This window comes from Pseudoalteromonas sp. TAE56, from assembly GCF_000497955.1.
In the GTDB taxonomy this organism is placed as follows: Bacteria; Pseudomonadota; Gammaproteobacteria; order Enterobacterales; family Alteromonadaceae; genus Pseudoalteromonas.
Map to the genome: position 1 here is coordinate 62,687 of NZ_AUTN01000057.1, position 26,793 is coordinate 89,479.

Here is a 26,793-nt window from a genome sequence, read left to right on the forward strand (position 1 = left end):
ATAATTAATCGCCTATAAGTAAGGATTTTTCATTGATCAAGGATTAATATTGCTTCGTATTATGCGATACTGAGTAAATAATTTTGGTAATAAACGAGATAGCATGGAAAACATTGAAGTCCGAGGCGCCCGTACGCATAATTTAAAAGACATCAGCCTAACCATCCCACGTGATAAATTAATAGTTATTACTGGTCTATCTGGTTCGGGGAAGTCATCACTTGCATTTGATACACTTTATGCAGAAGGACAACGCCGGTATGTTGAATCACTCTCTGCGTATGCAAGACAATTTTTATCGCTTATGGAAAAGCCTGATGTAGATCACATCGAAGGCCTCTCTCCTGCAATTTCTATTGAGCAAAAATCAACGTCTCACAACCCACGCTCTACGGTGGGTACTATTACCGAAATTTACGATTATTTACGACTTATGTTTGCCCGCGTTGGCGAGCCACGATGTCCTACACATGATTTACCACTTGCTGCGCAAACAGTGAGCCAAATGGTAGATACTGTTTTGGCACTGCCTGAGGGCAGTAAATTAATGCTGCTTGCGCCTATAGTAAAAGAGCGTAAAGGTGAGCATGTTAAGTTATTAGAACAGCTATCGAGCCAAGGTTATATTCGCGCCCGTATAGATGGTGAAGTATGTGACTTGTCTGATCCACCAACACTTGAGCTTCATAAAAAACATACTATAGAAGTAGTTGTAGATAGATTTAAAGTAAAAGATGGCTTACAACAACGCCTAGCAGAATCGTTCGAAACCGCACTTGAAATGTCTAATGGCGTTGCACATGTAGCATACATGGATGATAGCAGCGATGAAGAAATTCTATTTTCAGCAAATTTTGCCTGCCCTACTTGTGGCTATGCAATGACTGAACTAGAACCGCGTTTGTTTTCGTTTAATAACCCTGCTGGTGCGTGCCAAACCTGTGATGGTTTAGGGGTACGTCAATATTTTGATCCTAATCGTGTAGTGCATAACCCCGAGTTAAGCCTTGCTGGCGGGGCAATTAAAGGCTGGGATAAACGCAGCTTTTATTACTATCAAATGCTACAAGCAGTTGCGGATCATTACAATTTTGATTTAGACGTGCCTTATCAAGATTTAGACAGCGACTCGAAAAAAATTATTTTAGATGGCTCTGGTAGCACTAAAATTGCGTTTAATTACCGTAACGACCGTGGCGATTTAATTACGCGTAACCATGAGTTTGAAGGCGTTTTAAATAACATGAATCGCCGCTACCGCGAGACCGAGTCAAACTCTGTACGCGAAGAACTTGCTAAATACCAAACAAGCCAAGCATGTCCTAGCTGTAATGGCTCNGCTCGCGTTTACGCGAAGAATCTCGAAATGTATTTATTGGGCAAACCAACTTACCTGCAATCACGTGCATGAGTATTGGTGAAGCTATGGAATTTTTTGAAGGGTTAACGCTAACCGGACAAAAAGGCCAAATAGCTGAAAAAATATTAAAAGAAATTCGCGACCGCTTATCGTTTTTAATTAACGTTGGCCTAAATTACTTATCACTTGAGCGCAGTGCCGATACACTATCAGGTGGTGAGGCTCAGCGTATCCGCTTAGCGAGTCAAATTGGTGCCGGTCTTGTAGGTGTAATGTACGTACTAGATGAGCCATCTATTGGATTACATCAACGCGATAACGACCGCTTACTACAAACACTGGTCCATTTACGCGACTTAGGTAACACCGTTATTGTAGTAGAGCACGATGAAGATGCTATTCGTGCCGCTGACCATATTATTGATATTGGCCCAGGCGCGGGCGTTCATGGTGGGCATATTATTGCTCAAGGTACACGCGACGATATTTTAGCAAGCAAAGAGTCTGTTACGGGCCAATTTTTATCTGGCGTACGTAGAATAGAAATACCAAAAGAACGTCATCCAACGAACGACAAGTGGCTAGAGCTATTTGGTGCTACGGGTAATAACCTTAAAAATGTGGATTTAAAAATCCCATTTGGTTTAATGACCTGTGTGACAGGTGTATCGGGCTCAGGTAAATCAACGCTAATAAACGACACTTTATTTAAACTTGCTCATACAGAGTTAAATGGCGCAACCACTGCCGAAGCGGCACCGTATAAATCAATTAGCGGTTTAGAGCATTTTGATAAAGTGATCGATATTGATCAAAGCCCAATTGGTCGTACTCCGCGTTCAAATCCGGCAACCTACACAGGTATATTTACCGGTATTCGTGAGTTATTTGCAGGTACGCAAGAAGCGCGCTCACGTGGCTACAAAGTAGGTCGCTTTAGCTTTAACGTTAAAGGCGGACGCTGTGAAGCGTGCCAAGGTGACGGCTTAATTAAAGTTGAAATGCACTTTTTGCCTGATGTGTATGTACCGTGTGATGTATGTAAGAGCAAACGCTATAACCGCGAAACACTCGAAGTACAATACAAAGGTAAAAACATACACCAAGTGCTTGAGATGACTGTTGAAGACGCTCATGATTACTTTGATAAAATACCGGCTATTGCCCGTAAACTTAAAACGCTGATGGACGTCGGTTTATCGTATGTTCGTTTAGGACAAGCCGCTACTACTCTTTCAGGTGGTGAGGCGCAACGTGTAAAATTAGCGCGCGAGCTATCAAAGCGTGATACAGGTAAAACGCTCTACATATTAGATGAACCAACAACAGGCTTACACTTTGCTGATATTGAACAGCTGCTTGTTGTACTTCATCGTCTGCGCGATCACGGCAATACAATTGTTGTTATTGAGCACAACCTCGATGTTATTAAAACAGCAGACTGGGTTATCGATTTAGGACCTGAAGGCGGTGCTGGCGGTGGTGAAATACTCATTGCAGGCACACCAGAAGAAGTAGCCGAATGTGAGCGTTCACATACAGGGCATTACTTAAAACCTCTATTAAATAAATAGAGGTTAAGTTGTGACAAATCAATCGGCATTAAAGTTATTTAACCGTCGAGATTACACTTAATTTAAAATGGCGAGAAGACTCACTTCTCGCTATTTTTTTGCTCTAACTTTTCATTTATCAACATAATACCAACCCGCAATAATACTTAATCATTTTGCGGGGCTAAACGTGTCGCTACCTGTGTTAAAAAATTCTCATTTAGACAAAATCGAAAATGCTATTAAAGAAAAACAACACACCGCTGCAAATTTAACCTCGAAAGATAAACAGGCCCTAGTCGTTCCAACTTATCTGTATTATTTGCATGTCTTTATATTTTGATGCTGTAAAGAAAATCTGATTGTTATCACTAATAAAAAATGCGATAGGTTTAAAATCTACATGTACATCTTGTACTGTTTTATCTTCTAAATTAAGCCGAGCAACTCTTGAAATTGCATCAGAGTAGTAAAGGTAATTTCCATTAATGGCAAAAATTTGTGCTTGTCGCGCGTCTTTAGGCAATTCCCAATTCTGTTTATTTGATAATTTAATTAACTGATTATTAGTAATTGCATAGTTAGTGCCGTCAGCACCTGAAATTAATTTATTGGCTTTAATATCCTCTAATATAGTTGTGTCTCGCGTTAATAAATTAAACTGACCAAATAGATTTTCTGAACCGCTTCGCTCTAAATAAATTATACTTTCATTATCTTTAGACCATACATAGTTTAGTATCTTTCGCCCTTTAAACTCAGCTATGGTATAGAGCTTGTTCGACATAACGTCAAAAAATGCAATATCACTATTAACTCTTAATAAAACCCGATCTTGCTTACTCGATACCCTTAGTCCACCAATAGCAAAGTTAGATTTCCCCTCATAAGTAAAGTTACTAAGCTGCTTTGTAAGTCCGTTTTGAGATAACCACAACTGACTGCTGCCAGAGCGCTCGGATACAAAAATATGCGCTGGTCCTTTCTCATTAATTACTTCTGCAATGATGTAGTCGTCTTCATCACTTTTGTAGAGTGCTTCATACTCAGGAGCATCGCTAAAAAGATTAGTCGCTTTAATTAACGAAAATGCTTGTGTTTTATTTGCTGAGTAAAAAAGGCTATTAGCAGATTGAACTGCAATATAATAAGGTGAAATTGCTGGGGTAACCGTTAGTGTGCGCTTAATAATATTATTTTTATCAAACACTATGGTTGAAAGCTCAGAGCCTTCAAAAACAATCACGCCTTTATCGTCTGCAAGCCAGTCAAACGCGAAGCTAATTACGCTTTTCTTTGCTTTAAATAACCGCTTAGTTTCATGGGTTTCAAAGTTGTAACTAAATACAGAAAAAGGCTTACCCTTTTGACTAAGTACATATGCTATTTTACTACCAGAATGAGATAAACGAGGCATGATTACGCCATACATGACGCCTGGTGGTGGGATCACTATGAATTCTTTTTTAAGTTCTAAATCATATTTATATAAACCTGAGCCTTCATGCTCATTTTTATATTCGGTGTAATAAATATGCTCACCACTTTCGTCTACTTGCGCATAACCTGTGTATCTAAGGTCACACTTTTTAATTAAGGTAGCCTCTCCTATAACAGGAAATTGGCTTAAATCGACGAGTACCATTTCACACTTTTGCTGCTTTAAGTTGGTCGCTTGTAACAACACAGAGCGCTGATTTAACTGCCACGATAAAATAGATACTTGAAAGCCAGGATAGGTAATTTCAACTTCCCTTTGATCAGATAGTCGCTTTACAAATGCATGCATTACGTCATTTTCAGGTTCAACATTTGTATAAGCTAAATACTGTTTATCTGAAGACATCTCAGGGTGAACCTCACTGCCTATATTCCAAGTGCTTGCTACCTTATTAACCGTGATCTGTTTAATCTTTTCACTAGAAGGTGCATTAATAAAAAACAACCCAAACCATATTAAAAAGCACAGGCAAATAATGACGAATAAAGAATAAATCAAAAACTTTTTACTATTCTTTCTTTGAACCGGTTGCGAAATAGTTGCAGTAGCTACTTCTTCATTTTTGGCAGAAATACCCGTTGAGTCAGGAAAAATATTTGTAGACTCTTTAGAAACATTTGCTTGCGTTAAACGTTCAGGTATTACTGTTAGGCTATACCCTTTACGGTAATGCGTTTTTAAAAGCGGTGCTTTTTCAATTGGGTGGGCAAGCTGCTTTCTTAACTCTGAGATTGCACGGTTAATCGCATTATCATCAACAAAGCTCTGTTGCCACACACTCTCAATAAGCTCTTGGCGGGAAACGATTTGTTGAGGCTTATCTATAAAGTGGAGTAATAACTTTACTAAAAGTGGATCTAATTCCCTTTCTAAATGGTTTGAAGTAATCACACAGCGATTACTAATAAATTGCCAAGGTCCGATTTGATAATTCATAGTCTTTACGTATTTTTATTTTTATTTTTATAAACCGTATCACATCTACACTTTATTTTATAGAAAAAGCATTTTAAACCTTATATTAGCATTATAAGGTTTAAAGCTAACATACTAAATTAACACAATTATTTATCTTTAAAACCTTATCTATTAATTGCTCATAACTAGATAAGCGACTCTTAATAAATTCAGCGATATTCTTTAAACCGTCATCAACAAGCAGCTTAGTAAAAAATCATTTGTGATTCTAAATTGGCTGCATTTAAAAATATAAAAGGTTTAATTATGAACAGCACAATGAAAAAAGTACTACCGGCTTTACTACTAGCAACTGCTTTTAATACTACTTCAGTTATTGCAGCTGACACTAAACAAGACACCGTTCAAAATAATTTTGAGAAATGCATGATTGGTGAAAGCATAAAGGCAATTAACCCTGCTAATCAAAAACTACAAAAAACAAACAAAATAGACGCTTCTGAGTCTTTAAAAAATAATGTTGATACACAAACGTTACTTTCTTCACTGGATGAAAAAATATCAGCTGAGCTTGACTCTTCAATGAGCAAAATAAACTCGCAAATTGATAAAAATCTTTCAAAGGTAACATCGTCAATCACTGCATATTTCAGCAATGTGTTATCGAACTAAAAACAATAAAATTAAAAGTTATATTAAGGAATTATCATGAAAAAGTTCACAAAAAAATTAGTATCTGCCAGCGTATTACTTAGTTGCAGCCTTTTAGCAAATACAGCACAGGCTCAAAGCTCTGTATGGAAAGTAAGTAATGGCAATGACTCACTATTTATTGGCGGTACAGTTCACATACTACCTAAAGCTGAAATGCCACTGCCCGCTGAGTTTAACCATGCTTATGAACAAGCAGATACAATTATTTTAGAAGCACCGTTACCTGACCCATCCGACACCAACGCACAAATGCAAATGCTAGGTGCGCTATCGTATACAAATAACGAAACGTTGAGTCAAAAGCTAGAACCCCAGGTTAAAGCTTCACTTGAAAATAAGCTTAGCGAGTTTGGCGCTAACCTAGCTAAGTTAGATGGTTTTCGTCCTGCTATGGTGAGTATTGTTTTAATGTCGATGGAGCTTCAAAAGCAAAACTTAATGGGTGAAGGGGTTGATGCTTATTTTACTAAAAAAGCGACTGAAGATAACAAAACAAAAAATTACTTAGAAACAATGGAATTTCAGTTAGAGCTTTATAAAACAATGGGTCAAGGCAACGAAAACGATTTCATTAAACGTAACTTAGCTGAGCTTCACAACTATGGCGATATGTTTAAAGGACTTTTAGCTGCCTGGCGCAAAGGTGATACAGACACACTGAATAAAGTGGCACTTGAAGGTATGCAGAAAAATGATCCGAATAGCTATAAACAACTCATTACAGATAGAAATAATGATTGGTTACCAAAAGTAGAAGCCATGTTTAACAACGATAAAAATGAGTTTGTACTTGTTGGAGTTGGCCATCTTGCAGGCCAAGACAGCTTACTCACCTTACTTGAAAACAAAGGTTACAGCGTTTCTTTAGTCAATGTTGATAGCACGGCGGATATAACAGTAAGAGGGGCTGAATAATGGATAAAACAGACAAACTAGCGATATCGCTACTGTTTCTATTTGGGTCTATCATGTTGATATGTACTATATAAAAAATGCCGCTAACAAGCGGCATTTTTTTATTTTAATAAACTTACCCGCGAGGAATAAAACCAAGCGCATCGTATACCGATTTTAATGTTTTCTCAGCACGTACACTGGCTTTTTCAGCACCTGATTTCATTATGCTATTAAGTAGGTTTTGATCTTCTCTGATCTCTTTAAAGCGAGCTTGAATTGGCTCAATCATGTTTACAACTGCATCTGCTGTATCTTTCTTTAAATGGCCATACATTTTATCTTCATACTCAGGCACTAGGTCTTCTATTGAGCGCTTAGTTGCAACACTTAATAAAGTAAGCAAGTTTGATACACCAGGCTTCTCGCTGCGATCAAAGTAAATACGTGCTTGTTCGTCTGAATCAGTTACTGCTTTTTTAAGCTTCTTCACAATTTGTTTAGGCTCATCTAATAACATAATGTAACCATTTGGGTTTTCGTCAGACTTAGACATCTTTTTAAGTGGATCTTGCAAGCTCATTACGCGTGCACCAAACTCAGGAATGTACGGCTCTGGTAATTTAAATACGTCGCCGTATAAATTATTAAAGCGTGTTGCTATATCGCGAGTCAGCTCTAAGTGTTGCTTTTGATCTTCACCGACGGGTACTTGATCAGCTTGATATAATAAAATATCCGCAGCTTGCAATACCGGATATGAAAATAAGCCCACGTTTACGTTATTTGCATGCTTAGATGACTTGTCTTTAAACTGAGTCATTCGATTAAGCTCACCCATTTGCGCGTAACAATTTAATACCCACGCTAACTGTGCGTGTTCAGGTACTTGTGATTGTACAAATAAAGCAGATTTTTCAGGGTCAATGCCACATGCCGCGTAAAGAGCAATACCATCCAACACTCGAGAGCGCAGTAATTCAGGCTCTTGGCGAACTGTAATAGCGTGTAAGTCTACTAACATAAAGAAACTTTCGTGGTCTTCCTGTAACTTTAGCCACTGGTTAATAGCGCCAACATAGTTGCCTATTGTCATACCACCGGTTGGCTGAATGCCGCTTAAAACTACTGGTTTACTCATGATTTTCCTTTATTTTGCTTAATTAATAATATTTAACGCTGCGTTAGAACAGGTATTATATCTAAGAAGTGATCGCATAGGTACTGTGGATTATAGTCCTTAAGATTTTCACCTTGGTTATAGCCATAACTAAGTGCAATTACGTCTATATTCGCGGCTTTAGCTGCAAGTATATCGCTTTTAGAATCACCTATCATTATTGCTTTATTAGGCTGAGCATTTAGTTTTTTGCAGGCAAATAGCAATGGCTCTGGCGATGGTTTTTTTGCCATGTCGTCACCGCATACAATCACATCAAAATGACTCGTTAGTGCCAGTTTATCGAGTAATTTTTCTGTAAATATTCGAGACTTATTAGTGATTAATGCTTTAGGCATACCACGAAGTGCTGCAAGCCCTGTTTCTACATGTTGATACAAAACACTATACTCACCAACTTGTTGTTCATAGTGTTTATAAAACTCTAATATTGCTTTACCACTAAGTGACTCATCTAGATGTTCACTCACTTGCATATCGCCACTCAAAGCACGTTTAACGAGGACTTCAACACCATTACCGACCCAACTTTCCACCAAGCGTTGGCTAACAATAGGGAAAGCAAGACCACTCAAGGTTAAATTAATAGCAATATACAAGTCGTAAACACTATCAACCAAGGTACCATCTAAATCAAATAAGGCGACATCGTACTTCATTACTTAACACTTCCAAGCTGTTTACGCATTTGATCAATCACAACCTTGTAATCTGGTTGATTAAAAATAGCTGAACCTGCAACAAACATATCAGCACCCGCTTGTGCTGCTGCTGCAATATTATCGACTTTAATACCCCCATCAACCTCTAAGCGAATTTCTCGACCTGATTCAATAATACGCTGTTTTGCTTGGCGTAATTTTTCAAGCGTATGAGGGATAAAACTTTGCCCACCAAAACCTGGGTTTACCGACATTAGCAAAATGGTATCGAGCTTATCAATAACATGGTCTAAATAGCTTAGGCTTGTTGCTGGATTAAACACTAAGCCTGCTTTACAACCGTGATCTTTAATTAACTGTATTGTACGGTCAACATGCTCACTGGCTTCAGGATGAAAGGTAATAATTGATGCACCCGCCTCTGCAAATAATGGAATAAGACTATCTACAGGCTTAACCATTAAATGCACATCGATAGGTGCTGTAATGCCGTAATCTCTGAGTGCTTTACACACCATAGGACCAATTGTGAGATTAGGTACATAGTGATTATCCATTACATCAAAATGAACCACGTCAGCGCCCGCATCGAGAACTTTATCAACATCTTCGCCTAACTTTGCAAAGTCAGCAGACAAAATAGAAGGGGCTATTAAATATTTTTGCTCTGGGTTAAACATGATTAACTCCATCAATAAATAGTGTATTGCGTTAATGTAACTTAATTGAAGATGTTACCCAAGTAATATGGCGTAATAGCCCCTATTTCAGGTAACTTTAAGTTTGATATTTAATCAATATTTGCTATGATTAAAAAAGTAACAAATTATTGGATTTCATCATGCGTGCTTTTAAAACTGGGATATTAATTGCGTCGGCATTACTGCTTATCGGGGCGTTTAGCTTTGGTTCAAGCTCTGAGCAAGAATTAAGCTCAGTGGGTAATTGTCATAATACACAAGTGGTAAGTGTTCAAAACACATTAACTACGTGTATTAAAGTTGAAGAAGAGTCATCGTGGTTTTCATGGTTAACTGGCGATAGCCGTAGTGCTCAGTTTCATTACCTCGATTTACTAGAGCTACTTACTAGCTCAGAAGATTCTAAAAACACTCCATCTTTAAAACCTTTATTTTAAATAATGCTGCAACTTTTTAGTGCGTTGCAAAGTGTGCTAGCAGCATTTTTTGGTGTTCAATCTGAAAATAAACGCCAAGTCGATTTTAAACAACACTCTCCTATCTCTATCATCCTAATTGCGATTGTACTATTTATTGCTTTTGTTATCGCAATTTACGCAGTGGTTGCTTGGGTGCTAGATACATAGCCATCAACTCGTCAACTTTATTTCTAGAGCCACCTTTGGGGCTAATAGTGCGCTTTACTTGAATTTGGTCAAGTGATGCTTGGCTATAAATTTTTCGAGTCCATACGGTATCGTGATTGGAAATGAGTACTGGTGTATCATTTTCAAAGGCAGCCTTCTCAGCCAAATTAGCCAAATTAGCCTGATCATCTAAATTAAACCCCCCTTTAGCGTAAGACGTAAAAGAAGCTGTTTTACTTAATGGTACATAAGGCGGGTCGCAATAAATAACAGCATTGTTAGGCACTAACTTAAAAACGTCATCGTAATCTAAACAGGTGAAGGTTGCTTTTTGTGCTTTTTCAGCAAAAAAATACATTTCTTTTTCAGGAAAATAAGGCTTTTTATATTTACCAAAAGGCACATTAAAAATACCTTTTAGGTTATATCTGCACAGTCCGTTGTAACCATGGCGGTTCATGTATAAAAACAATATTGAACGTTCATATACATCACGGCTTTGATTAAACTGCACACGATATTCGTAATAAGCATCTGCGTGATTATTCAAATCAACAAATAACTTTTTAGCATCACTAATGAGCTCATCCGGGGAGCTTTTAAGCTCTTTGTATAAGTTAATTAAGTCTGCATTTATATCGTTGAGAATATAGTGTTTAAAGTCACTATTTAAAAACACAGAGCCTGCACCAACAAAAGGTTCAACCAACGTATCAGCATGCTTGCTAGCTTGGTTTAATCGCGCATTAATGTTTTCAACTAGGCTGTATTTTCCGCCGGCCCATTTAAGGAAGGCTCTACTCTTTTGTTGCATTGGCTCTTTACTTCAATCTGGTGTTGCGCGATTTTACACTAAAGTAGTGTGTTTTACTGATCTACGAGTGCTATTTCTTGCTTTATTTTACTAATTTTTTTATAGAAAGGTTTATTTTTTTTAACCCCAGCAGATAAAGTATCCATTGCTGATTTTGCTTCGTTTATACTTCCAAAACTACCAAATGTAACAACCCACCATATTTTATTATTTCGCTTCGTTTGGTAAGTATGAGTTTGCTGCTGTAGATTGAATTGAGCAATAAAGCTATCGCTAACTTCCTGCTGAGTTACGGCTAATAATTGAATAACACTATTTGTATCTGTTTGCTGCATGTACCATATATTATCTTGGCTACTCTGAGTTTGCTCTGCTGTATTTACTTTTAGAGCTTCAGATTTAACCTCACTTGATACACTGCTTTTATTATTAGTACTAACATCAACATCACTGTCTAGTACGTTAACGGAGTTGGCAGACTCGGTAAGGCTTTGCATGATCGCAGGCACATCATTAATGTGTTCGCGTTCTAGCTTAATAGGTTGCTCAACTACTTTTGGTTTATTTAGGCTCGCTACTGGGTCATTTTTCTTTATAACCGGCTCACTTACTTGCTCTACAGATATTGCTGTATTTACGACTTGTGTTTCTTCCTGCTGATAATACTGTTGCCACCACTGTGTCATATCCGACTTATAAAGTAGCCCAATAATTAAAAGCATAATCAGCAGCATCAAAATCAATAGGTGCAATCGCCAAGATACTTTGTCCTTAACGATAATATCGGCTATGTGCTCACTAGGTTGCCAAGCAAGCAATAAACTGGGATTACCTTGAGCCTCAGCTAAAAAAGTACTAAAAACAGGGTCTTCATCATAAGGTAAGTCTGAAAAATACCATTGTAATAACATCTTACTTTCTCGAAGCGTTAGCGGCTCCAAGTAAATTTCAACAGCGTTGTTTAAAGGCAGCTTAGACTGTGAAGCTATTATTATATATAGCGTATTTGGGCTGTTCTTAGAAAGTAACTCAAGCTCAATTAACATCTCATCAGATAATTGCCTACCGCCATCAAGTACCCATAAATATGGCCCACATGGTTGTTGCTGGAGCAACTGGTAATAGTTTTCAGGTAAACTTAAGTTATGATCGACCAGGGGAGAGTTAAAGCTTTGTTCTAATAACTCACTCATTAGCTGAGCGTCAGTCATTTGTGCACTTACTTGCACGAAGGCTTTATTAAAGTCGTTGTATTTATCTGTAATGAAGGTTTCGAGCATATAACTTTTACCTAGCCCAGAAGTGCCAAGTAAAACAATTAAATTTTGCCCGTACTCAAATTGCAGTGCGATTCTATCCACCAAAGCCGCACGGCTTGGTAAAATTTGTGACTGCATTTACTGCTCGATTAAGTCTCTAACTTGATCATCAGATACATTATCAACTAATGCACACTGGCCAAATTGGGTAGGTAGAATAAAGCGGATAGTGCCTTTTTTATTCTTTTTGTCTTTACGCATATGCGTTAAAAACTGCTCGCTAGTCATTTGCTTTGGAATTTCTGTTGGTAAATTATATAGCTCAAGCAGCTTAATAATTCGATCAACTTCGCTTGCGCTTAAATCTTGGCGTGTCTTGGCAAGTTTAGCTGCTAATACCATTCCTGTTGCAACAGCTTCGCCGTGTAACCAAACGCCATAACCCATCTGTGCCTCAATTGCATGGGCAAATGTATGGCCTAGGTTTAACAAAGCTCGTAAGCCGTGTTCTTTTTCATCTTGAGCAACTATAAGCGCTTTTATTTCACAACATCTAAAAATGATATGCTGTAAGCATGCTTCATCTAGTTGCTGCAAATTAGCTACATTTAGCTCCAAATATTCAAATAATTCGGTATCGTAAATCAGACCATACTTAATTACTTCAGCCATACCTGCTGCAAACTCTCGTGCAGGTAGAGTGTGTAATGTTTGCGTATCAATAAAAACCGCTTGAGGCTGATAAAATGCCCCTATCATATTTTTACCTAACGGATGATTTACTGCCGTTTTTCCACCTACCGATGAATCAACCTGTGAAAGCACTGTCGTTGGTATTTGAATAAACGGTACGCCGCGCTGATAACAAGCCGCAACAAAACCAGTTAGGTCACCTACAACACCACCACCTAACGCAATTAAACACGTATCTCGGCCACAGTTATTTTGTAGTAAAAATGCTGATATTTTTTCAAACCATTCCAGTGATTTATATTGCTCACCGTCAGGAATAATAAAAGATAGCGGATTTAGATCAGCTAATGAATCAAGTAACCTTTGCAAATATAAAGGCGCTATTGTGTCATTAGTAATGATGATAGGCCGACAATCACCAATGTGGTGAACCAGGCGGCCATTATCTTGAAGTGCAGATTGCCCAATATAAATAGGATAACTTCGCTCGTCCAAATTAACAGTTAATTTAAGCATGCTTGGCTATTCCTTTATTATTGGTTTTTAAAAATCTAATTTCTCGATGATTTGGTTAGCAACAACTTTAGCGCTTTGCTCATCGGTACGTACAACAAAATCAGCAACTTCTTTGTATAGTGGCTCGCGTTCTTCTGCTAAGCGCTCTAGTACGTTACGAGGTGCTTCTTCAGTTTGCAGTAATGGGCGACGCTTGTCGCGTTGCGTGCGTGCAACTTGCTTCTCTATAGGTGTCTCTAGGTATACAACGATACCTCGAGCCGAAAGCTTGTTTCGGACTTCTTTGCTCATTACTGAACCACCACCTGTAGCAAGTACAATACCTTGCATCTCGGTTAAATCGCCAATAACAGACTCTTCTCGAAGTCTAAAGCCTTCTTCACCTTCAAGATCGAATACCCATGCAATATCTGCACCTGTGCGGCGTTCGATTTCTTGATCAGAATCAACAAATTCAAGGTGTAATTGGTCAGCGATGTGACGACCAATCGTGCTTTTGCCAGCCCCCATGGGGCCAACTAGAAATATATTACGTTTCTCAGCCATATCTTTTAGTACAAACAAACTCTAAAATTTGAAATAAAACCCCGCCTAACGACCTGGCCCCAAAATTAAGGAGGGGATTATCTCAGTAATTGCGGGGGTATTTCAAGTCAATTAGCATAAAAAGCCATATAACGAGCAATTAATCTAAATAATCACCCGTTGGTTAACATAAAACCACTGTATTTTAATCAATTTGTATTTTTGGTGTCACAAAAATAAGTAATTCACGCTTTTCATTAAACTCACTCGTGGTTTTAAACAGTCTTCCTACGTAAGGAATGTCACCTAAAATTGGCACTTTACTCGTAGTATTAATGATCTGCTGCTGGAAAATACCACCGAGTACTACGGTTTGTCCATTCTCAACTAACACTTGTGTTTGAATCTCTTGGGTATCAATAGACACTGCTTCACCTGTTCCCGTTTGTACGGTATCGCCACGCGTGTCTTGAGTAATAATTAAGTCTAGAATTACTTTATTATCAGGTGTGATATGAGGTGTTACTTCTAAGCTTAGTACCGCTTTTTTAAAGCTTACGGTAGTAGCACCACTTGAAGCTGACTCAGTGTAAGGAATTTCAGTACCTTGCTCTATTCGTGCTTTTTGCTGATTAGCCGCTATGATACGCGGGCTAGCAATAATTTCGCCTTTATTTTCTTCTTCAAGCGCACTTAGCTCTAAATCAATTAACGTACCGTTAGCCAATTTTGCTATATGCAAACCAATGCTGGCCGCAGGGTTAGTGATAGGTAAATTTACATTTAATCGATCTGAAATGCTTGGCGCATTTGTAGTTGATGTTGCGTTATAAATACCTTCAGCGCCTTCAAGGGAGCCTGAAATACCAACACTGCTACCTTGGTCACTAAAGCCCCATCGTACACCTAAGTCCTCAGTAACGTTATCGCGCACAGTTACCATCCGAGATTCGATTACAACCTGCTGTACTGGAATATCGAGTGTTTCTATCATCCGGCGAATGTTTTCTATACTCTTTACAGTATCTTTTACCAATAAAGTATTTGTACGCTGATCAACCGACACACTACCGCGGGCAGTTATAATACTGTTCCTATCTGTTTTTAATAAGTCAGCAAAACTTTCGGCTTTAGCGTAGTTTAATCGAATGTATTCACTATAGAGTGGTTCTAAGTCTTCAACTTGCTGTTTAGCTTTTAAATCTTTAGCTTCACGTGCTGCAAGCTCCTCTGCAGGCGCTACCATTAAAATAGAGCCATCCATGCGTTTATCTAGCCCTTTAATACGCAGTACTACGTCAAGCGCTTGATCCCACGGTACGCCATCTAAGCGCAGTGTTATATTACCGGTCACTGAATCACTGGTTACTAAGTTAAAATCGTTATAACCCGCAATAATTTGTAGTGCTGCTCGCACAGAGATATCTTGAAAATTTAAGGTCATAGGACGACCTTGATACTCAACGCCACCATCTAAATAGGCGTTTTGCGTTTCATCTTTTTCTACCGTCAGCGTTAAAATATTATCTATTTGCTGGTACGTAAATGTAAACTGAGCGTTTGGCTCAATAACGACACGACTTAATCCGTCTTCTTTAAAAGTCTCGATATTACTTACGACAGTACCAAAATCTAATACATCTAATTCATAAAGTAGGTCATCTAAAATATCGGTGTGATGAAAGTCTGCGTAAATTTTCCCGCCACTCTCATGAACTTCAATTGCAGCTTGAGTGTCTTGTAAAAATACGAGTACTTTCGCTTCGCCCTTTTCACCACGTCTAAAATCAATTGATTGGATACGGTTAATGTAATTTCCACTTACGTCACCTGAGTCCATCGCTACATCTTCATTTTCAGATTCTGTAAGAGGATTATCAGACACGCGTATTGATACTAAGTTGTTATGAACTTCAGTTTCATAAATTTTTAATCGATCTAAGTTTACCGTTACTTTTAAACCACTGTTAGTTAAAACATTAGTAACACTGCTAATTCCAGCTTGATTAACTTCAACATCATTTAAACCAACCTCTAACTCTGCGGTATCAAAAAACATTTCGATTCGGGCTGGGCTATTAAACACCTGAACTTTTGGCTCAAGCGTTAACTCTTCATCAAAAACAAGCTGTAACTCAGTTTCGCCTTTAAGTAATGGATTATAACGAACATCATAAAGTAACGGCCCTGCAACGGCTGAATTTACAGTGACTAAAGCAACAGCAGCCAGTAATGTTCGTGAAATACGATGAAGCCAAAGTACATCCTTATGCATGCTATTTTTACCTTTTTTATTATTAATTTGCGCCATCTGTTGCCGCCTCTAACATTTCTAATTTAGTCAAGCGCTCTTTCCAACAGCCAGACCCATCAGGGATTAATTCCACTAACTCTATATAGTCGTTACTTACTGTTTTTACTTTGCCATCATAACTACCAAGGTAATTCCCTACCGTTACACGATGCAAAGTAGCGTCAGCTGCTGTTATTAATGCCCATATTTGTCCACTAGAACCAATTGTGCCTTTCATTGCTAAGTTATCTAGCGGGTATTTTTCTAACGGTTCGCGGCGACGCTCTTGATCAGGGTGCAAACAGTTTTTTACTTGTGTTAATTTATTTTGGATTATCTCAGGCTGAGGCGCTACAAACGGGCTACGTAGCTGACCAGCACTGTACTCAAATATTTCAAACTTTGTCAGCTCAGGAATTGATTCAACCTTTGGTGTTGTGCTTGCTTTTACCTGATCAATAAATTCTTTTTGCTCAGACGTATCATCATTACAACCACTCAAAACAAACACCATTACTACAGGTACTACGCGAAGGAGCTTCATTTTTTAACTCCTTCTTCATAACGATATGTTTTTGCAACAACACTAAATGTTAACTGTTTATCGCCCGATGATAAAATAGAAAAGTCATGTAAGCTTACAATTCGTGGTAACTGAGCTACTTTACCCACAAACTCACCAAACTCATGGTAGGTTCCTATCACTTCTATTTTAATCGGTAATTCAGTATAAAATTCTTTCTCGACTTCTGGTAACCAACCTATTTTTAAAAAAGTCAGACCACTTGTTGTGCCAACATACGACAAATCATCAAGTAAACCAGGGGTTTCGTTAGAGGTAGGTAAACGTTTTAATAATTGTGAAAACTTATCTTCCATTTCAATCATTTGTTGACGATAGATCTCAAGCTTACTCGCTACTGCGTATTTAGTACGATAAGTTGTGCGTAACTCGACCTCTTTCGCAACTGCACTGTGGTAACTATCAATTTCATCAGAAACTAACAGGCTATAACTAAAAAACAATACAAGTCCGGCAACAAACGTACAGCAAATTGCTTTAACTGCAATAGGCCAATCGCCAATGTTATCGAGCTCTATTTCATTCCAATCAATTTCACTCAGTGCTTTAAAATCAAGGCTCATCGCTAACCTCACCAATTTTATCAAATGGTTTTACATAAAATTCCATATTAAAATCACTAAGTAAACGCGAAGATTGATCGCCTGCAACAATGCCTTGCATTGAAGGATTCTCTAGTAAATATGAGCTTTGTACTTGGCGCAGCATTGTTGATAAACGGTTATTAGATTCACTGCGTCCCAATACATGAATTTGGCTACCTCGGCGCTCGAGTTTTGTTAAATAAACTCCACCCGGCACTATTTTGGCAACTTCATCCATTATTTGCGTACCCAAATTACGGCTGCTTTGTAATTCTTCAATGAGCCTCATACGCTGTTGTAAGTTTTCTTTTCTTTTATCTAAACTTCTAATTTCACTAATTTTTTTATCTAGCATGCTAATTTCTGAACTTAAATAGTTATTCTTTAAGTTTTGACCGTCTTTTAATGAACTATAAAAAGAGCTTAATAAGTACATACTCGCAAAACAAAGTATAACGACACCAATAAGTATAGTTACAAATTTCTTTTTCGATTCTTCGCGCTGCGATTCACGCCAAGGAAGTAGATTTATATGTGGCATGTTGAAAAGCTCCTTAATGCCAACCCTGTCGCAATTGCAAACTGCGTTTTGTGACGTTGCATTACATTACGATCTACTTTTGGAGAAATTTCCATATTTTCAAAAGGCTCAGCAACGACAGAGTGAATACCTAGTTCTTCAATGAGTAATCGGTCAATACCTTTAATCATCGATGTACCACCCGTTAATACAATATAATCGATTTGCTCTTTGCCACTGGTTGTTAAAAACATTTGCACCGCACGTCGCACTTGTTGAAGTAACGAAGTTTGAAAAGGGGCTAATACTTCAAAAGTGTAGTTTGGCGGTAAATCACCTGATGTTTTACCAATCTCAGCTTCATCAAAGCCTTTATTATAATAAGCAACGATACTATTTGTATATTGGTCACCACCAAAAACTTGGTCACGTGTATAAATTGTTTCCCCAGCTTGAACAACGCTCACAAGCATTAAAACCGCACCAATATCAACCACAGCCACGCATTTATTAAATGCGTCGCTAGGTAACTGTTGGTAATACACATCCATTGCACGACTTAATGCATAGCTTTCTACATCAACTATTTTAGCTTCTAAATTTGCTGCTTCTAAAGCGCCAACACGCGCTTCAACACTTTCAGTACGGGCAGCTGAAAGCAAAACATTCATTTTACTAGGATCGGCTTCATTCGTCGAAAGCTTCTCAAAGTCGAGGCTTACTTCATCAAGAGGATATGGAATTAAACTATCGGCTTCAATTTCAATTTGCGACTCAAGTTCAGCATCAGTTAACGATACATCCATGAAGATCACTTTTGTGATGACTGTTTGGCCAGAAACAGCCACTGCCGCAAATTTTAACGACTTTGGTAATTTTTTTCTTAATTTTGTAATTACGTTACCAATCGCTTCAATATCTTGAATTGTACGCTCACTCATAGCGCCTTTTGGCATCGGCTCAATTGCAAGTGCTTCAAGTCGAAATCCAGTTTCAATTTCACGTAAAAGCACAGCCTTAATAGAGTGCGATCCAATATCAATTCCTACCATCATTTGGGACGGTTTTTGAAATAGTTGACTTAGCATGTTTCAACTTGGCCTTTGTTTTAATAATAAACAAGTTATAATTTTTATATGAAAAAATATTATTCATTTTTTAATCAATATATACTAGCAGTCAAAACTCGCAATTGGGAGTCCATTTAGGGAAATATAAGTGATTTTATTAAAACGAACTTTACAATTTTTTATCATTTGTGTGTTAATTGGTCTGATTACTTTGATCAGTCTTTATTACTACGTTAAACCTGATATCCCCAGTGTGCAAGTTTTAAAAGACGTGCAATTACAAACTCCTATGCAAGTATTCACTAAAGATGGGCTTTTAATCAATCAATTTGGTGAAAAACGTCGTATTCCAGTGACTATTGATGAAATTCCTCAAACACTCATTAATGCATTTCTAGCGACAGAAGATAATCGATTTTACGATCATATAGGCATAGACCCTATTGGCATCGTACGTTCGGCTGTTGTTCTTATATCTACTGGCGAGAAAAAACAAGGTGCAAGTACTATTACTATGCAGCTTGCTCGTAATTTCTTTTTAACACGCGAAAAAGCATATATACGCAAAGTTAAAGAGATATTTATAGCGCTTCATATCGAAGATGTATTAACAAAAGACGAAATTTTAGAGCTTTATCTCAATAAAATAGAATTAGGTAATCGTGCTTTCGGTATTGGTGCAGCAGCGCAAGTTTATTACGGTAAAGAGCTAAAAGATTTAACACTTGCACAAATGGCGATGATTGCAGGTTTACCTAAAGCACCTTCTGCATTAAACCCAATTCGTAACCCAACGCGTGCAAAAGCACGCCGAAATGTAGTTTTAGGCCGTTTACTTACCGAAGACTATATAACACAAGAGCAATATAACGAAGCAACTAGCCAACCTATTACAGCTTATTTTCACGGCGCAGAAATAAACTTATACGCACCGTATATCTCTGAAATGGTGCGTGCCGAAATGGTTTCGCGCTATGGGGTAGATAAAGCATACAACTCAGGTTTTAAAATTTTTACCTCAGTAGAATCAAAGGTTCAAAAAGCAGCGCAAAACGCACTTGTAAATAACTTACACAATTACGATATGCGTCATGGTTTTAGAGGTCCAACTGATATTTTATGGAATCCTGAAACACAACCAGCTTTAACTGAGCAACAAATACTCAATAAATTACAGAGCGTAAATGAATTAGGCACTTTAAAAGTTGCAGCAGTACTTAGTGTTAATGATAAAACAGCTACTGTATTACTTAAAAATGGTGAACAAACAACCCTCACTTGGGATAATTTAAAATGGGCGCGTAAGTATATTACTCGCTACCGCCAAAGCTTTGCTCCAAAAGCAGCTACCGACATTTTAACACCAGGTATGCAAATATGGGTACGTCAAAACGAAGATAGCAGCTTCTTATTAAGCCAAGTACCGGAAGCATCAAGCGCTATTGTCTCACTCGATCCACAAGACGGTAGAATAAAAGCCATTGTAGGGGGTTACAGCTTTGAGCAAAGCCAATACAATCGTGCGGTACAAGCTAAGCGTCAAGTGGGTTCTAATATAAAACCTTTTATATATTCAGCAGCACTTGAAAAGGGCTACACGCTTGCGTCTATATTAAACGATGCACCTATAAACCAATGGGATAAAAGCCAAGGCGTAGCATGGCGTCCTAAAAATAGCCCCGCTGTTTACAACGGTCCTATTCGAATTCGCCGTGCTTTAGCACAGTCTAAAAACGTTATTTCGGTGCGTTTACTGCGTGGTGTTGGATTACAACGCACAGCTGATCATTTACTAAAATTTGGCTTTAAAGACGCTGACATTAATCGCAGTGAATCATTAGCCCTTGGCAGTGCTTCCATTACTCCCCTTGAACTTGCCCGAGGCATGAGTACATTTGCCAATGGCGGTCACTTGATTGAACCTTACTTCATCTCAGAAATTCAAGATGCTTATGGCAATGTATTGTTTAAAGCAAACCCTGCTCTTGCCTGTGACGAAGAGCCTTTGCCAACACTCAATTCACTCTCAATTCATAATAGTGATGGTGAAGAGGAGCAAACTAAAAAATGTGCACCGAGAATTATTTCTAAGCAGAATGCATTTTTAATTGCCGATGCTATGAATAGTGCAATCTGGGGGGGTGGTAGCTGGGCTCATAAAACAGGTTGGAGTGGAACCGGTTGGCGAGCACAAGCACTAGACCGTCGCGATATTTCGGGTAAAACCGGCACAACTAATGACTCAGTAGATACCTGGTTTAGCGGTTTTAATAGTAATGTGATGACCTCAGTTTGGGTTGGCTTTGATAATCCGGGCAACGCTCTTGGTCGCTCTACATATAACAACAACCTAGATAGCAGCCAAATATCAGGTGCTGAATCCGGCGCTAAAACCGCACAGCCAGCATGGGTTGAATTTATGAAAGCGGCACTAGAAGGCAAGCCCGAAGCTCCAATTGAGCCGCCTGAGGGACTTGTTTCTATTCGTATTGATTTAGCTACTGGTTTATTAAGCCATAAAAATGACTACACAAGTCGATTTGAATATTTTGAAAAAGGCACCGCACCTACAAAGTATGTGCTATCTCAGCCTAACGATATATTTGAAGAAGACACTAAAACAGAAGAAGAGCTATTTTAATAATATGTACGTAATACAAAAACGGCAGCTTATTTAAGCTGCCGTTTTTATTTAAACCAAAGGTTTATTTTAAGTTTTGAACAAGCCAATATAAATCAGAGTGCACACCCGCAGCGGTCACTTCCCTACCCGCTCCTGGTCCCTGAATCACTAATGCGTTATCGCTATACCATTTGCTATTAATGACAAAAATATTATCACCAGGAGTAAGGTTTGCTAACGCATCGCCATTAGGCACATACGCTATTCCCACTTTAGCGATTACTTCACCTTGTTTTATTTCTAACAAGCCCGTGTATCTAAGTACTGAATTTTTAGCTTTTGCTGTAGCTGCATGCTCTTCAATGAATGCATCTAGCTGTGTTTTTTTATTTAAAAAGTCATCCCAACTTCCCAGCGCAAGTTCATCAGGCATCAATGCCGATAAGCTAATATCGTCAAGTTCAAGCTCTACACCTAGCTCTCGAGCTAAAATAAGTAGTTTACGCTGCATATCTCGCCCAGATAAATCTTCGCGAGGGTCTGGCTCTGTGAATCCCATTTTCTGAGCTTCTAGTACCAACTCAGAAAATGGCCTAATTCCATCATATTTACTGCATAACCACGAAAGCGTGCCTGAGAAAACACCTTCTATACGTGTTATTTTATCGCCACTATTTTGCAAATCAGCCAAAGCAAAGTTAATAGGTAAGCCAGCGCCTACACTGGTGTTATATCGCCAATGTAAATTACGTTCTAAAATATTACTACGAAGTGCTTTATACCAAGTAGTAGATGCTGTTCCAGCGTATTTATTAGCACTAATTAAATGACAGTCTCTATCTACAAAGTCTGGATATAACAAGCTAAATTGTTCACTTGCGGTAATATCAATTAAAATTTTATGCTCGTAATCGAGCTCATTTATAGCATTCAGTAAATCTGCAGATTGATAGCTATTAGCCTCATGCTGCCATTGAGTTTTCCATTGCTGCGTATTAATACCACTTGCATTAAACAGCATTTTTTTAGAGCGAATTAGACCGACTAATTTAATACTAAAGTCATCCAATAAGCGCTCAAATTGTGCCGATAACTGTTTAATAAAAACGTCGCCAACGTTACCAAGCCCCGCAACTATAATTGCGATTTCTTGGCCTTTATTAATTAGCTTATCGTGTAAGGCACTTTGTATATCACTATCTATAAATTGATCGGTAAGCAATAAAGCATAGCCAGTATCTTGATGGACAAAACGAGGTTTTATGCTGTGGAGTTTTAATAAATCTAATGCTTGTAAGCTCAATGTATTAACGTCTTGCTCAGGCGCTACAATTGCACAGCCGTTTAAATTTGACTCGCTAATACTTGCTCTACCCGCAAAGTAATTAATAACCAGATAAGTTTGTGCGGCTGGCACTACCAGATACACTTCACCATTATGGTTAAAGTGATGAAGGCTATGCTGAATAAGCTGACTAACACTTGCAACCTCTCCTTCACTTAACCCTTCAACCATTAGTAGGTCAACATTTTGCAAAGTAGTTATAAAACGTTTTTTCTTCGCTGAACCTTCTTTTACTATATCGGTTGGGCTTGCTTGCACATCAAAACTACTGCGAACAGCTAGCTTAATATCTGTGTTTTTAAGTGGCGATAGTGTTTTTGCATGTAATACAGGATTACCTAAACGAGCCAATAAATTAGCTTGTCCACGGCAAATTTTGCCGTATTTAATCGCTTTTTGCACTTTACGTGGATCAGTACTAAACACTCCTTGCGTATCAGTCCAAATACATACCTGCTTAGCATTACAGTAATTTGCTAGTAGTGTTGCGCTGTAGTCACTACCATTTCGGCCAAGCGTTACAGTCTCACCATTGATATCTGCGGCTATAAACCCAGTAACAACATTTATTTTATTAGGAAAAATTAACTGCCCACATTTCTGCGCATTTTGCGCATGCATTAATTCACCATCGCTTAAAGTAAAAAGAGTGCGGGCATCTTGAGCACATGCCTCAATATTTAGCTGCTGTAAATAAATGGCGAGTAAGCGTGCTGACCACAATTCGCCATGTGCAAGTAACGCAGCCTCTTTTAGCTGCTCAGCTTGAGCAAGTTCTGCAATATCACTAAGTTCGGTATTTAGTGTTTTAAGTGCACTTCGTTTTAAATCAGCTTCTAATAGCTGCTCTATTAAGTCTCTTTGGTGATTATTTAACTGTAGTAAAATATCAGCTACCGCTTGATTGTCTTGCTTTTGATAGCTTTGCCAAAGTAATACTAGCGTATCGGTTGTCTTACCCGCAGCCGATACCACCACACAGTCACCCGGTTGAGTATGTGTAATTATTATTTTTGCAACGCTTTGGTATCGCTCACTTGAGCTTAAACTCGAGCCACCAAATTTATGTATACAATTAACCATATTTATACCAATTCGCTTAATTAAGTAGTCTATTTTGAGTTTAGTTGTTCTCGGCAATTGCTCCTGCATTGCTCTACCTCCTGCATCCATGCAGTCGTATATCAGAAATTTTTAACGACGTTAGCGCCAGGTTTAATCCCTCAAATTGATTAGGTATTATTGCGGATTGGTATTGCTTACCAAAGCGCCGGACGGGCTGCACTTAATTTAACGTTACCACCAGAAGTGCCTGCACCTTTGCCTACACGGCCAACATTTTTATTTTGTCCTGGTTTTACAAGTTCAAACACTCGCTCAAAATCAGCAACTAAATCGTATATATCTTCAATACCTACCGAAATACGAATAAGCGTATCGCCCACACCCGCTTCTAAACGTGCTGTTGCGTCCATACCTGCGTGCGTCATAGTTGCAGGGTGACAAATTAAGCTCTCTACGCCACCTAGTGACTCAGCTAAACTAAAGGTTTTAAGGCTAGTTAAAAATGCCGCTGCGTCGTTTATATCGCCTTTAATATCAAAACTAACCATGCCACCAAAGCCAAGTTGCTGTGCTTTAGCAAGTTCATGTTGAGGATGAGACTCAAGACCTGGGTAGTAAACTTGGCTTACATATTCAGAGTTTTCAAGATACTTAGCTATTGCCAGTGCATTTTCTTGATGCTGTCTTAGGCGCACATTTAAAGTACGTAAACCACGAAGCGTTAAATAGCTATCAAAAGGCGCCCCCGTAATACCAATGTTATTAGCCCACCAAGCAAGCTCATCGCCTAACTCTTGTGTTGCGGCAATAACAGCGCCGCCGACTACATCGGAGTGTCCGTTAATATATTTAGTGGTTGAATGCACCACAATATCTACACCAAACTTAATAGGGTTTTGTAAAGCAGGCGACAAAAATGTGTTATCTGCAGCCACCAATGCACCGCATTGTTTTGCAACATCGGTAACCGCTTTAATATCTGTTAAACGAAGTACTGGGTTACTTGGGGTTTCTATCCAAATAAGCTTAGGTTTAATTACTAAAATTTGTTGAAGGCTTTCTTCTTTTGTTAAATCTAATATTTCGAGCTTTAGTAGGCCGCGTTTTTGTAAAGATGTAAATAAACGATAGCTGCCACCATAACAATCATGTGGAATTACTAGCGTATCGTCACTATTAAGTAGCTGAGTAGCTAAATGCACGGCAGCCATGCCTGTAGCTGTAATTATGCCACGAGCGCCACCTTCAAGCTTAGCAAGCGTCTCAGCTAAAATATCACGATTAGGATTACCGCTACGACCATAATCATACTCACGCTTAGTATCAAAGTCGGCAAACGAATAAGTAGTCGATAAATAAATTGGCGGTACCACCGCACCATGATGTTTATCAGCATCAACGCCGTTACGTACAGCAATGGTTGCTTTGTTTTTTTCGCTCATATTCGTCACCTGATTAATTTGGATGTTTAGACGTCCAAAAGAGTAAGTTATCCGTTTTGATAAGTCAAAGTATTTTAAAGCTCTAGATGGCTATAAGTAGAAGGAGCCTCTGCGAATACCACATTTTAGCTCACAAAAGTGTGCTTATCTTTACACTCACAATAGGCTTATTAAGATAGATCGGTATCTATTATTTGACTATCTTTTTTAAATCGATAGAATTTCACGCATATTTACACGCTTTTTATACCGTGTGAGAAATTAATAATCTGAGGCAACGATACATCTTATGGCTAAATGGAATGGTGAGTATATTCACCCATACGCAGAACACGGTAAAAAATCAGAGCAAGTTAAAAAGATCACCGTTTCGATCCCGCTAAATGTATTAAAGGTATTAACTGACGAACGTACACGTCGTCAAATCAATAACCTTCGCCATGCTACAAATAGTGAATTGCTATGTGAGGCATTTTTGCATGCTTTTACTGGCCAACCTTTACCAAATGACGATGACTTACGTAAAGATAACGCCGAAAAAGTGCCAGAAGAAGTTAAAAAAATAATGCAAGAAATGGGTCTAGAAGTACCCGTTTTAAACGAAGAATAAATACTACAAAGACAAAAAAACCTCAGTAATTACTGAGGTTTTTTTATGTCTAAATTTTATTGCATAGCTCTACTGTATAGATTTACTGCATATAATTTTCTGGCAAATCAATTTGCGCAACACCTGACTCAACAGCAGCTAGGGCAACAGCTCTTGCTATACGCGGCAGTAAACGAGGGTCCATTGGTTTTGGAATAATATACTGTGCACCAAACTCTAATTTATCTACGCCTGCTGCTTTTAAAACTTCTGCAGGTACAGGCTCTTTAGCAATACTACGGATAGCCTCAACTGCAGCAATTTTCATTTCATCGTTAATAGCGCTTGCACGCACATCAAGCGCACCACGGAAAATAAACGGGAAACATAAAACATTGTTAACCTGATTAGGGTAATCAGAGCGCCCTGTTGCCATAATTAAATCGTTACGTGCGCCGTGCGCAAGTGCAGGATCAATTTCAGGATCTGGGTTTGAACATGCAAACACAACTGGTTTTTCAGCCATTAGCTTTAAATCTTCAGCCGCTAATAAGTTAGGGCCAGAAACACCTACAAACACATCAGCATCTGCAATTACATCTTGCAATGTACGCTTATCTGTATTGTTAGCAAAAAGCTGTTTATATTCATTTAAATCATCGCGGCGGGTATGAATAACACCTTTGCGGTCAAGCATATAAATGTGTTCGCGCAGTGCTCCGCACTTAATCAACAGCTCCATACACGCAACAGCGGCAGCGCC

The 26,793-nt window shown here is 38.5% G+C and carries 22 protein-coding genes and 1 pseudogene; 7 read left to right on the forward strand and 16 right to left on the reverse strand.

What is annotated here, in order from left to right:
* Positions 1-103 precede the first annotated feature (103 nt).
* A pseudogene (uvrA, locus tag L656_RS01000000121835) lies at positions 104-2,934 on the forward strand (excinuclease ABC subunit UvrA).
* A 274-nt stretch (positions 2,935-3,208) separates the two neighbouring features.
* On the opposite strand, the gene L656_RS0102420 reads toward uvrA, so the two are convergent.
* Positions 3,209-5,350, reverse strand: coding sequence for a transcriptional regulator (locus L656_RS0102420; RefSeq protein WP_024598063.1), 2,142 nt, complete (start codon positions 5,348-5,350; stop codon positions 3,209-3,211).
* Positions 5,351-5,638: 288 nt separating this feature from the next.
* On the opposite strand from L656_RS0102420, the gene L656_RS0102425 reads away from it, so the two are divergent.
* Complete coding sequence (locus L656_RS0102425; protein ID WP_024598064.1) at positions 5,639-6,004, forward strand: hypothetical protein; 366 nt, start codon at positions 5,639-5,641, stop codon at positions 6,002-6,004.
* Positions 6,005-6,040: 36 nt separating this feature from the next.
* Positions 6,041-6,961, forward strand: a complete 921-nt coding sequence (locus L656_RS0102430; RefSeq protein ID WP_024598065.1) for a TraB/GumN family protein — start codon at positions 6,041-6,043, stop codon at positions 6,959-6,961.
* Positions 6,962-7,076: 115 nt separating this feature from the next.
* Here L656_RS0102430 and trpS read toward each other — a convergent pair whose 3' ends face one another.
* The 3 genes from trpS to rpe are packed head-to-tail and all read right to left on the reverse strand — an operon-like array spanning position 7,077 to position 9,462.
* On the reverse strand, positions 7,077-8,081 hold the full coding sequence (gene trpS / locus L656_RS0102435) for a tryptophan--tRNA ligase (RefSeq protein WP_024598066.1): 1,005 nt from the start codon (positions 8,079-8,081) through the stop codon (positions 7,077-7,079).
* Between the two features lie 32 nt (positions 8,082-8,113).
* A complete protein-coding gene (locus tag L656_RS0102440) occupies positions 8,114-8,779 on the reverse strand; it encodes a phosphoglycolate phosphatase (RefSeq protein WP_024598067.1) in 666 nt (221 codons plus the stop codon).
* Positions 8,779-9,462: a ribulose-phosphate 3-epimerase gene (rpe, locus tag L656_RS0102445; protein WP_024598068.1), complete on the reverse strand. Its 684-nt coding sequence runs from the start codon at positions 9,460-9,462 to the stop codon at positions 8,779-8,781. Before rpe ends, L656_RS0102440 begins: the two co-directional genes overlap by 1 nt.
* Positions 9,463-9,623: 161 nt before the next feature.
* On the opposite strand from rpe, the gene L656_RS0102450 reads away from it, so the two are divergent.
* Both L656_RS0102450 and L656_RS1000000122700 read left to right on the forward strand, forming a co-directional pair.
* Positions 9,624-9,920, forward strand: coding sequence for a hypothetical protein (locus tag L656_RS0102450; RefSeq protein ID WP_024598069.1), 297 nt, complete (start codon positions 9,624-9,626; stop codon positions 9,918-9,920).
* A 3-nt stretch (positions 9,921-9,923) separates the two neighbouring features.
* Positions 9,924-10,109, forward strand: a complete 186-nt coding sequence (locus tag L656_RS1000000122700) for a DUF2970 domain-containing protein (protein WP_076915754.1) — start codon at positions 9,924-9,926, stop codon at positions 10,107-10,109.
* Here the strand turns inward: L656_RS1000000122700 and L656_RS0102455 are convergent.
* The 9 genes from L656_RS0102455 to L656_RS0102495 form a co-directional block, all read right to left on the reverse strand.
* On the reverse strand, positions 10,066-10,923 hold the full coding sequence (locus tag L656_RS0102455) for a Dam family site-specific DNA-(adenine-N6)-methyltransferase (RefSeq protein ID WP_024589888.1): 858 nt from the start codon (positions 10,921-10,923) through the stop codon (positions 10,066-10,068). The genes L656_RS1000000122700 and L656_RS0102455 overlap by 44 nt on opposite strands.
* Before the next feature lie 53 nt (positions 10,924-10,976).
* On the reverse strand, positions 10,977-12,320 hold the full coding sequence (locus L656_RS0102460; RefSeq protein ID WP_024598070.1) for an AAA family ATPase: 1,344 nt from the start codon (positions 12,318-12,320) through the stop codon (positions 10,977-10,979).
* Positions 12,321-13,391 carry a 3-dehydroquinate synthase gene (gene aroB / locus L656_RS0102465; RefSeq protein WP_024598071.1) on the reverse strand — a complete coding sequence of 357 codons (1,071 nt, stop codon included), beginning with the start codon at positions 13,389-13,391 and terminating at the stop codon, positions 12,321-12,323.
* Positions 13,392-13,418: 27 nt separating this feature from the next.
* Positions 13,419-13,937: a shikimate kinase AroK gene (gene aroK / locus L656_RS0102470; protein WP_004589350.1), complete on the reverse strand. Its 519-nt coding sequence runs from the start codon at positions 13,935-13,937 to the stop codon at positions 13,419-13,421.
* Positions 13,938-14,121: 184 nt separating this feature from the next.
* Positions 14,122-16,227: a type IV pilus secretin PilQ gene (locus L656_RS0102475; RefSeq protein WP_024598072.1), complete on the reverse strand. Its 2,106-nt coding sequence runs from the start codon at positions 16,225-16,227 to the stop codon at positions 14,122-14,124.
* Positions 16,214-16,753, reverse strand: a complete 540-nt coding sequence (locus L656_RS0102480; RefSeq protein WP_007586272.1) for a pilus assembly protein PilP — start codon at positions 16,751-16,753, stop codon at positions 16,214-16,216. The genes L656_RS0102475 and L656_RS0102480 overlap by 14 nt, the downstream gene beginning before the upstream one ends.
* On the reverse strand, positions 16,750-17,355 hold the full coding sequence (locus L656_RS0102485) for a type 4a pilus biogenesis protein PilO (protein ID WP_007586270.1): 606 nt from the start codon (positions 17,353-17,355) through the stop codon (positions 16,750-16,752). The genes L656_RS0102480 and L656_RS0102485 overlap by 4 nt, the downstream gene beginning before the upstream one ends.
* The gene (locus L656_RS0102490) at positions 17,345-17,917 is read right to left on the reverse strand and encodes a PilN domain-containing protein (protein WP_024598073.1); all 573 of its coding nucleotides are present in this window, start codon (positions 17,915-17,917) and stop codon (positions 17,345-17,347) included. Before L656_RS0102490 ends, L656_RS0102485 begins: the two co-directional genes overlap by 11 nt.
* Positions 17,905-18,984: a pilus assembly protein PilM gene (locus tag L656_RS0102495; RefSeq protein ID WP_024598074.1), complete on the reverse strand. Its 1,080-nt coding sequence runs from the start codon at positions 18,982-18,984 to the stop codon at positions 17,905-17,907. Before L656_RS0102495 ends, L656_RS0102490 begins: the two co-directional genes overlap by 13 nt.
* Positions 18,985-19,114: 130 nt before the next feature.
* On the opposite strand from L656_RS0102495, the gene L656_RS0102500 reads away from it, so the two are divergent.
* A complete protein-coding gene (locus L656_RS0102500) occupies positions 19,115-21,607 on the forward strand; it encodes a penicillin-binding protein 1A (protein ID WP_024598075.1) in 2,493 nt (830 codons plus the stop codon).
* Positions 21,608-21,671: 64 nt separating this feature from the next.
* Here the strand turns inward: L656_RS0102500 and metL are convergent, their stop codons facing one another.
* Together metL and metB are read right to left on the reverse strand one after the other, a co-directional pair.
* A complete protein-coding gene (gene metL / locus L656_RS0102505) occupies positions 21,672-24,017 on the reverse strand; it encodes a bifunctional aspartate kinase/homoserine dehydrogenase II (RefSeq protein ID WP_024598076.1) in 2,346 nt (781 codons plus the stop codon).
* Between the two features lie 176 nt (positions 24,018-24,193).
* Positions 24,194-25,441 (reverse strand): cystathionine gamma-synthase, encoded by a 1,248-nt coding sequence (gene metB / locus L656_RS0102510; RefSeq protein WP_024598077.1) that lies wholly within the window; start codon positions 25,439-25,441, stop codon positions 24,194-24,196.
* Between the two features lie 289 nt (positions 25,442-25,730).
* On the opposite strand from metB, the gene metJ reads away from it, so the two are divergent.
* Positions 25,731-26,051 (forward strand): met regulon transcriptional regulator MetJ, encoded by a 321-nt coding sequence (metJ, locus tag L656_RS0102515; RefSeq protein WP_007586263.1) that lies wholly within the window; start codon positions 25,731-25,733, stop codon positions 26,049-26,051.
* Between the two features lie 82 nt (positions 26,052-26,133).
* Here the strand turns inward: metJ and L656_RS0102520 are convergent.
* Positions 26,134-26,793: malic enzyme-like NAD(P)-binding protein (locus tag L656_RS0102520; RefSeq protein WP_024598078.1), on the reverse strand; the 660-nt coding region annotated here is incomplete at its 5' end.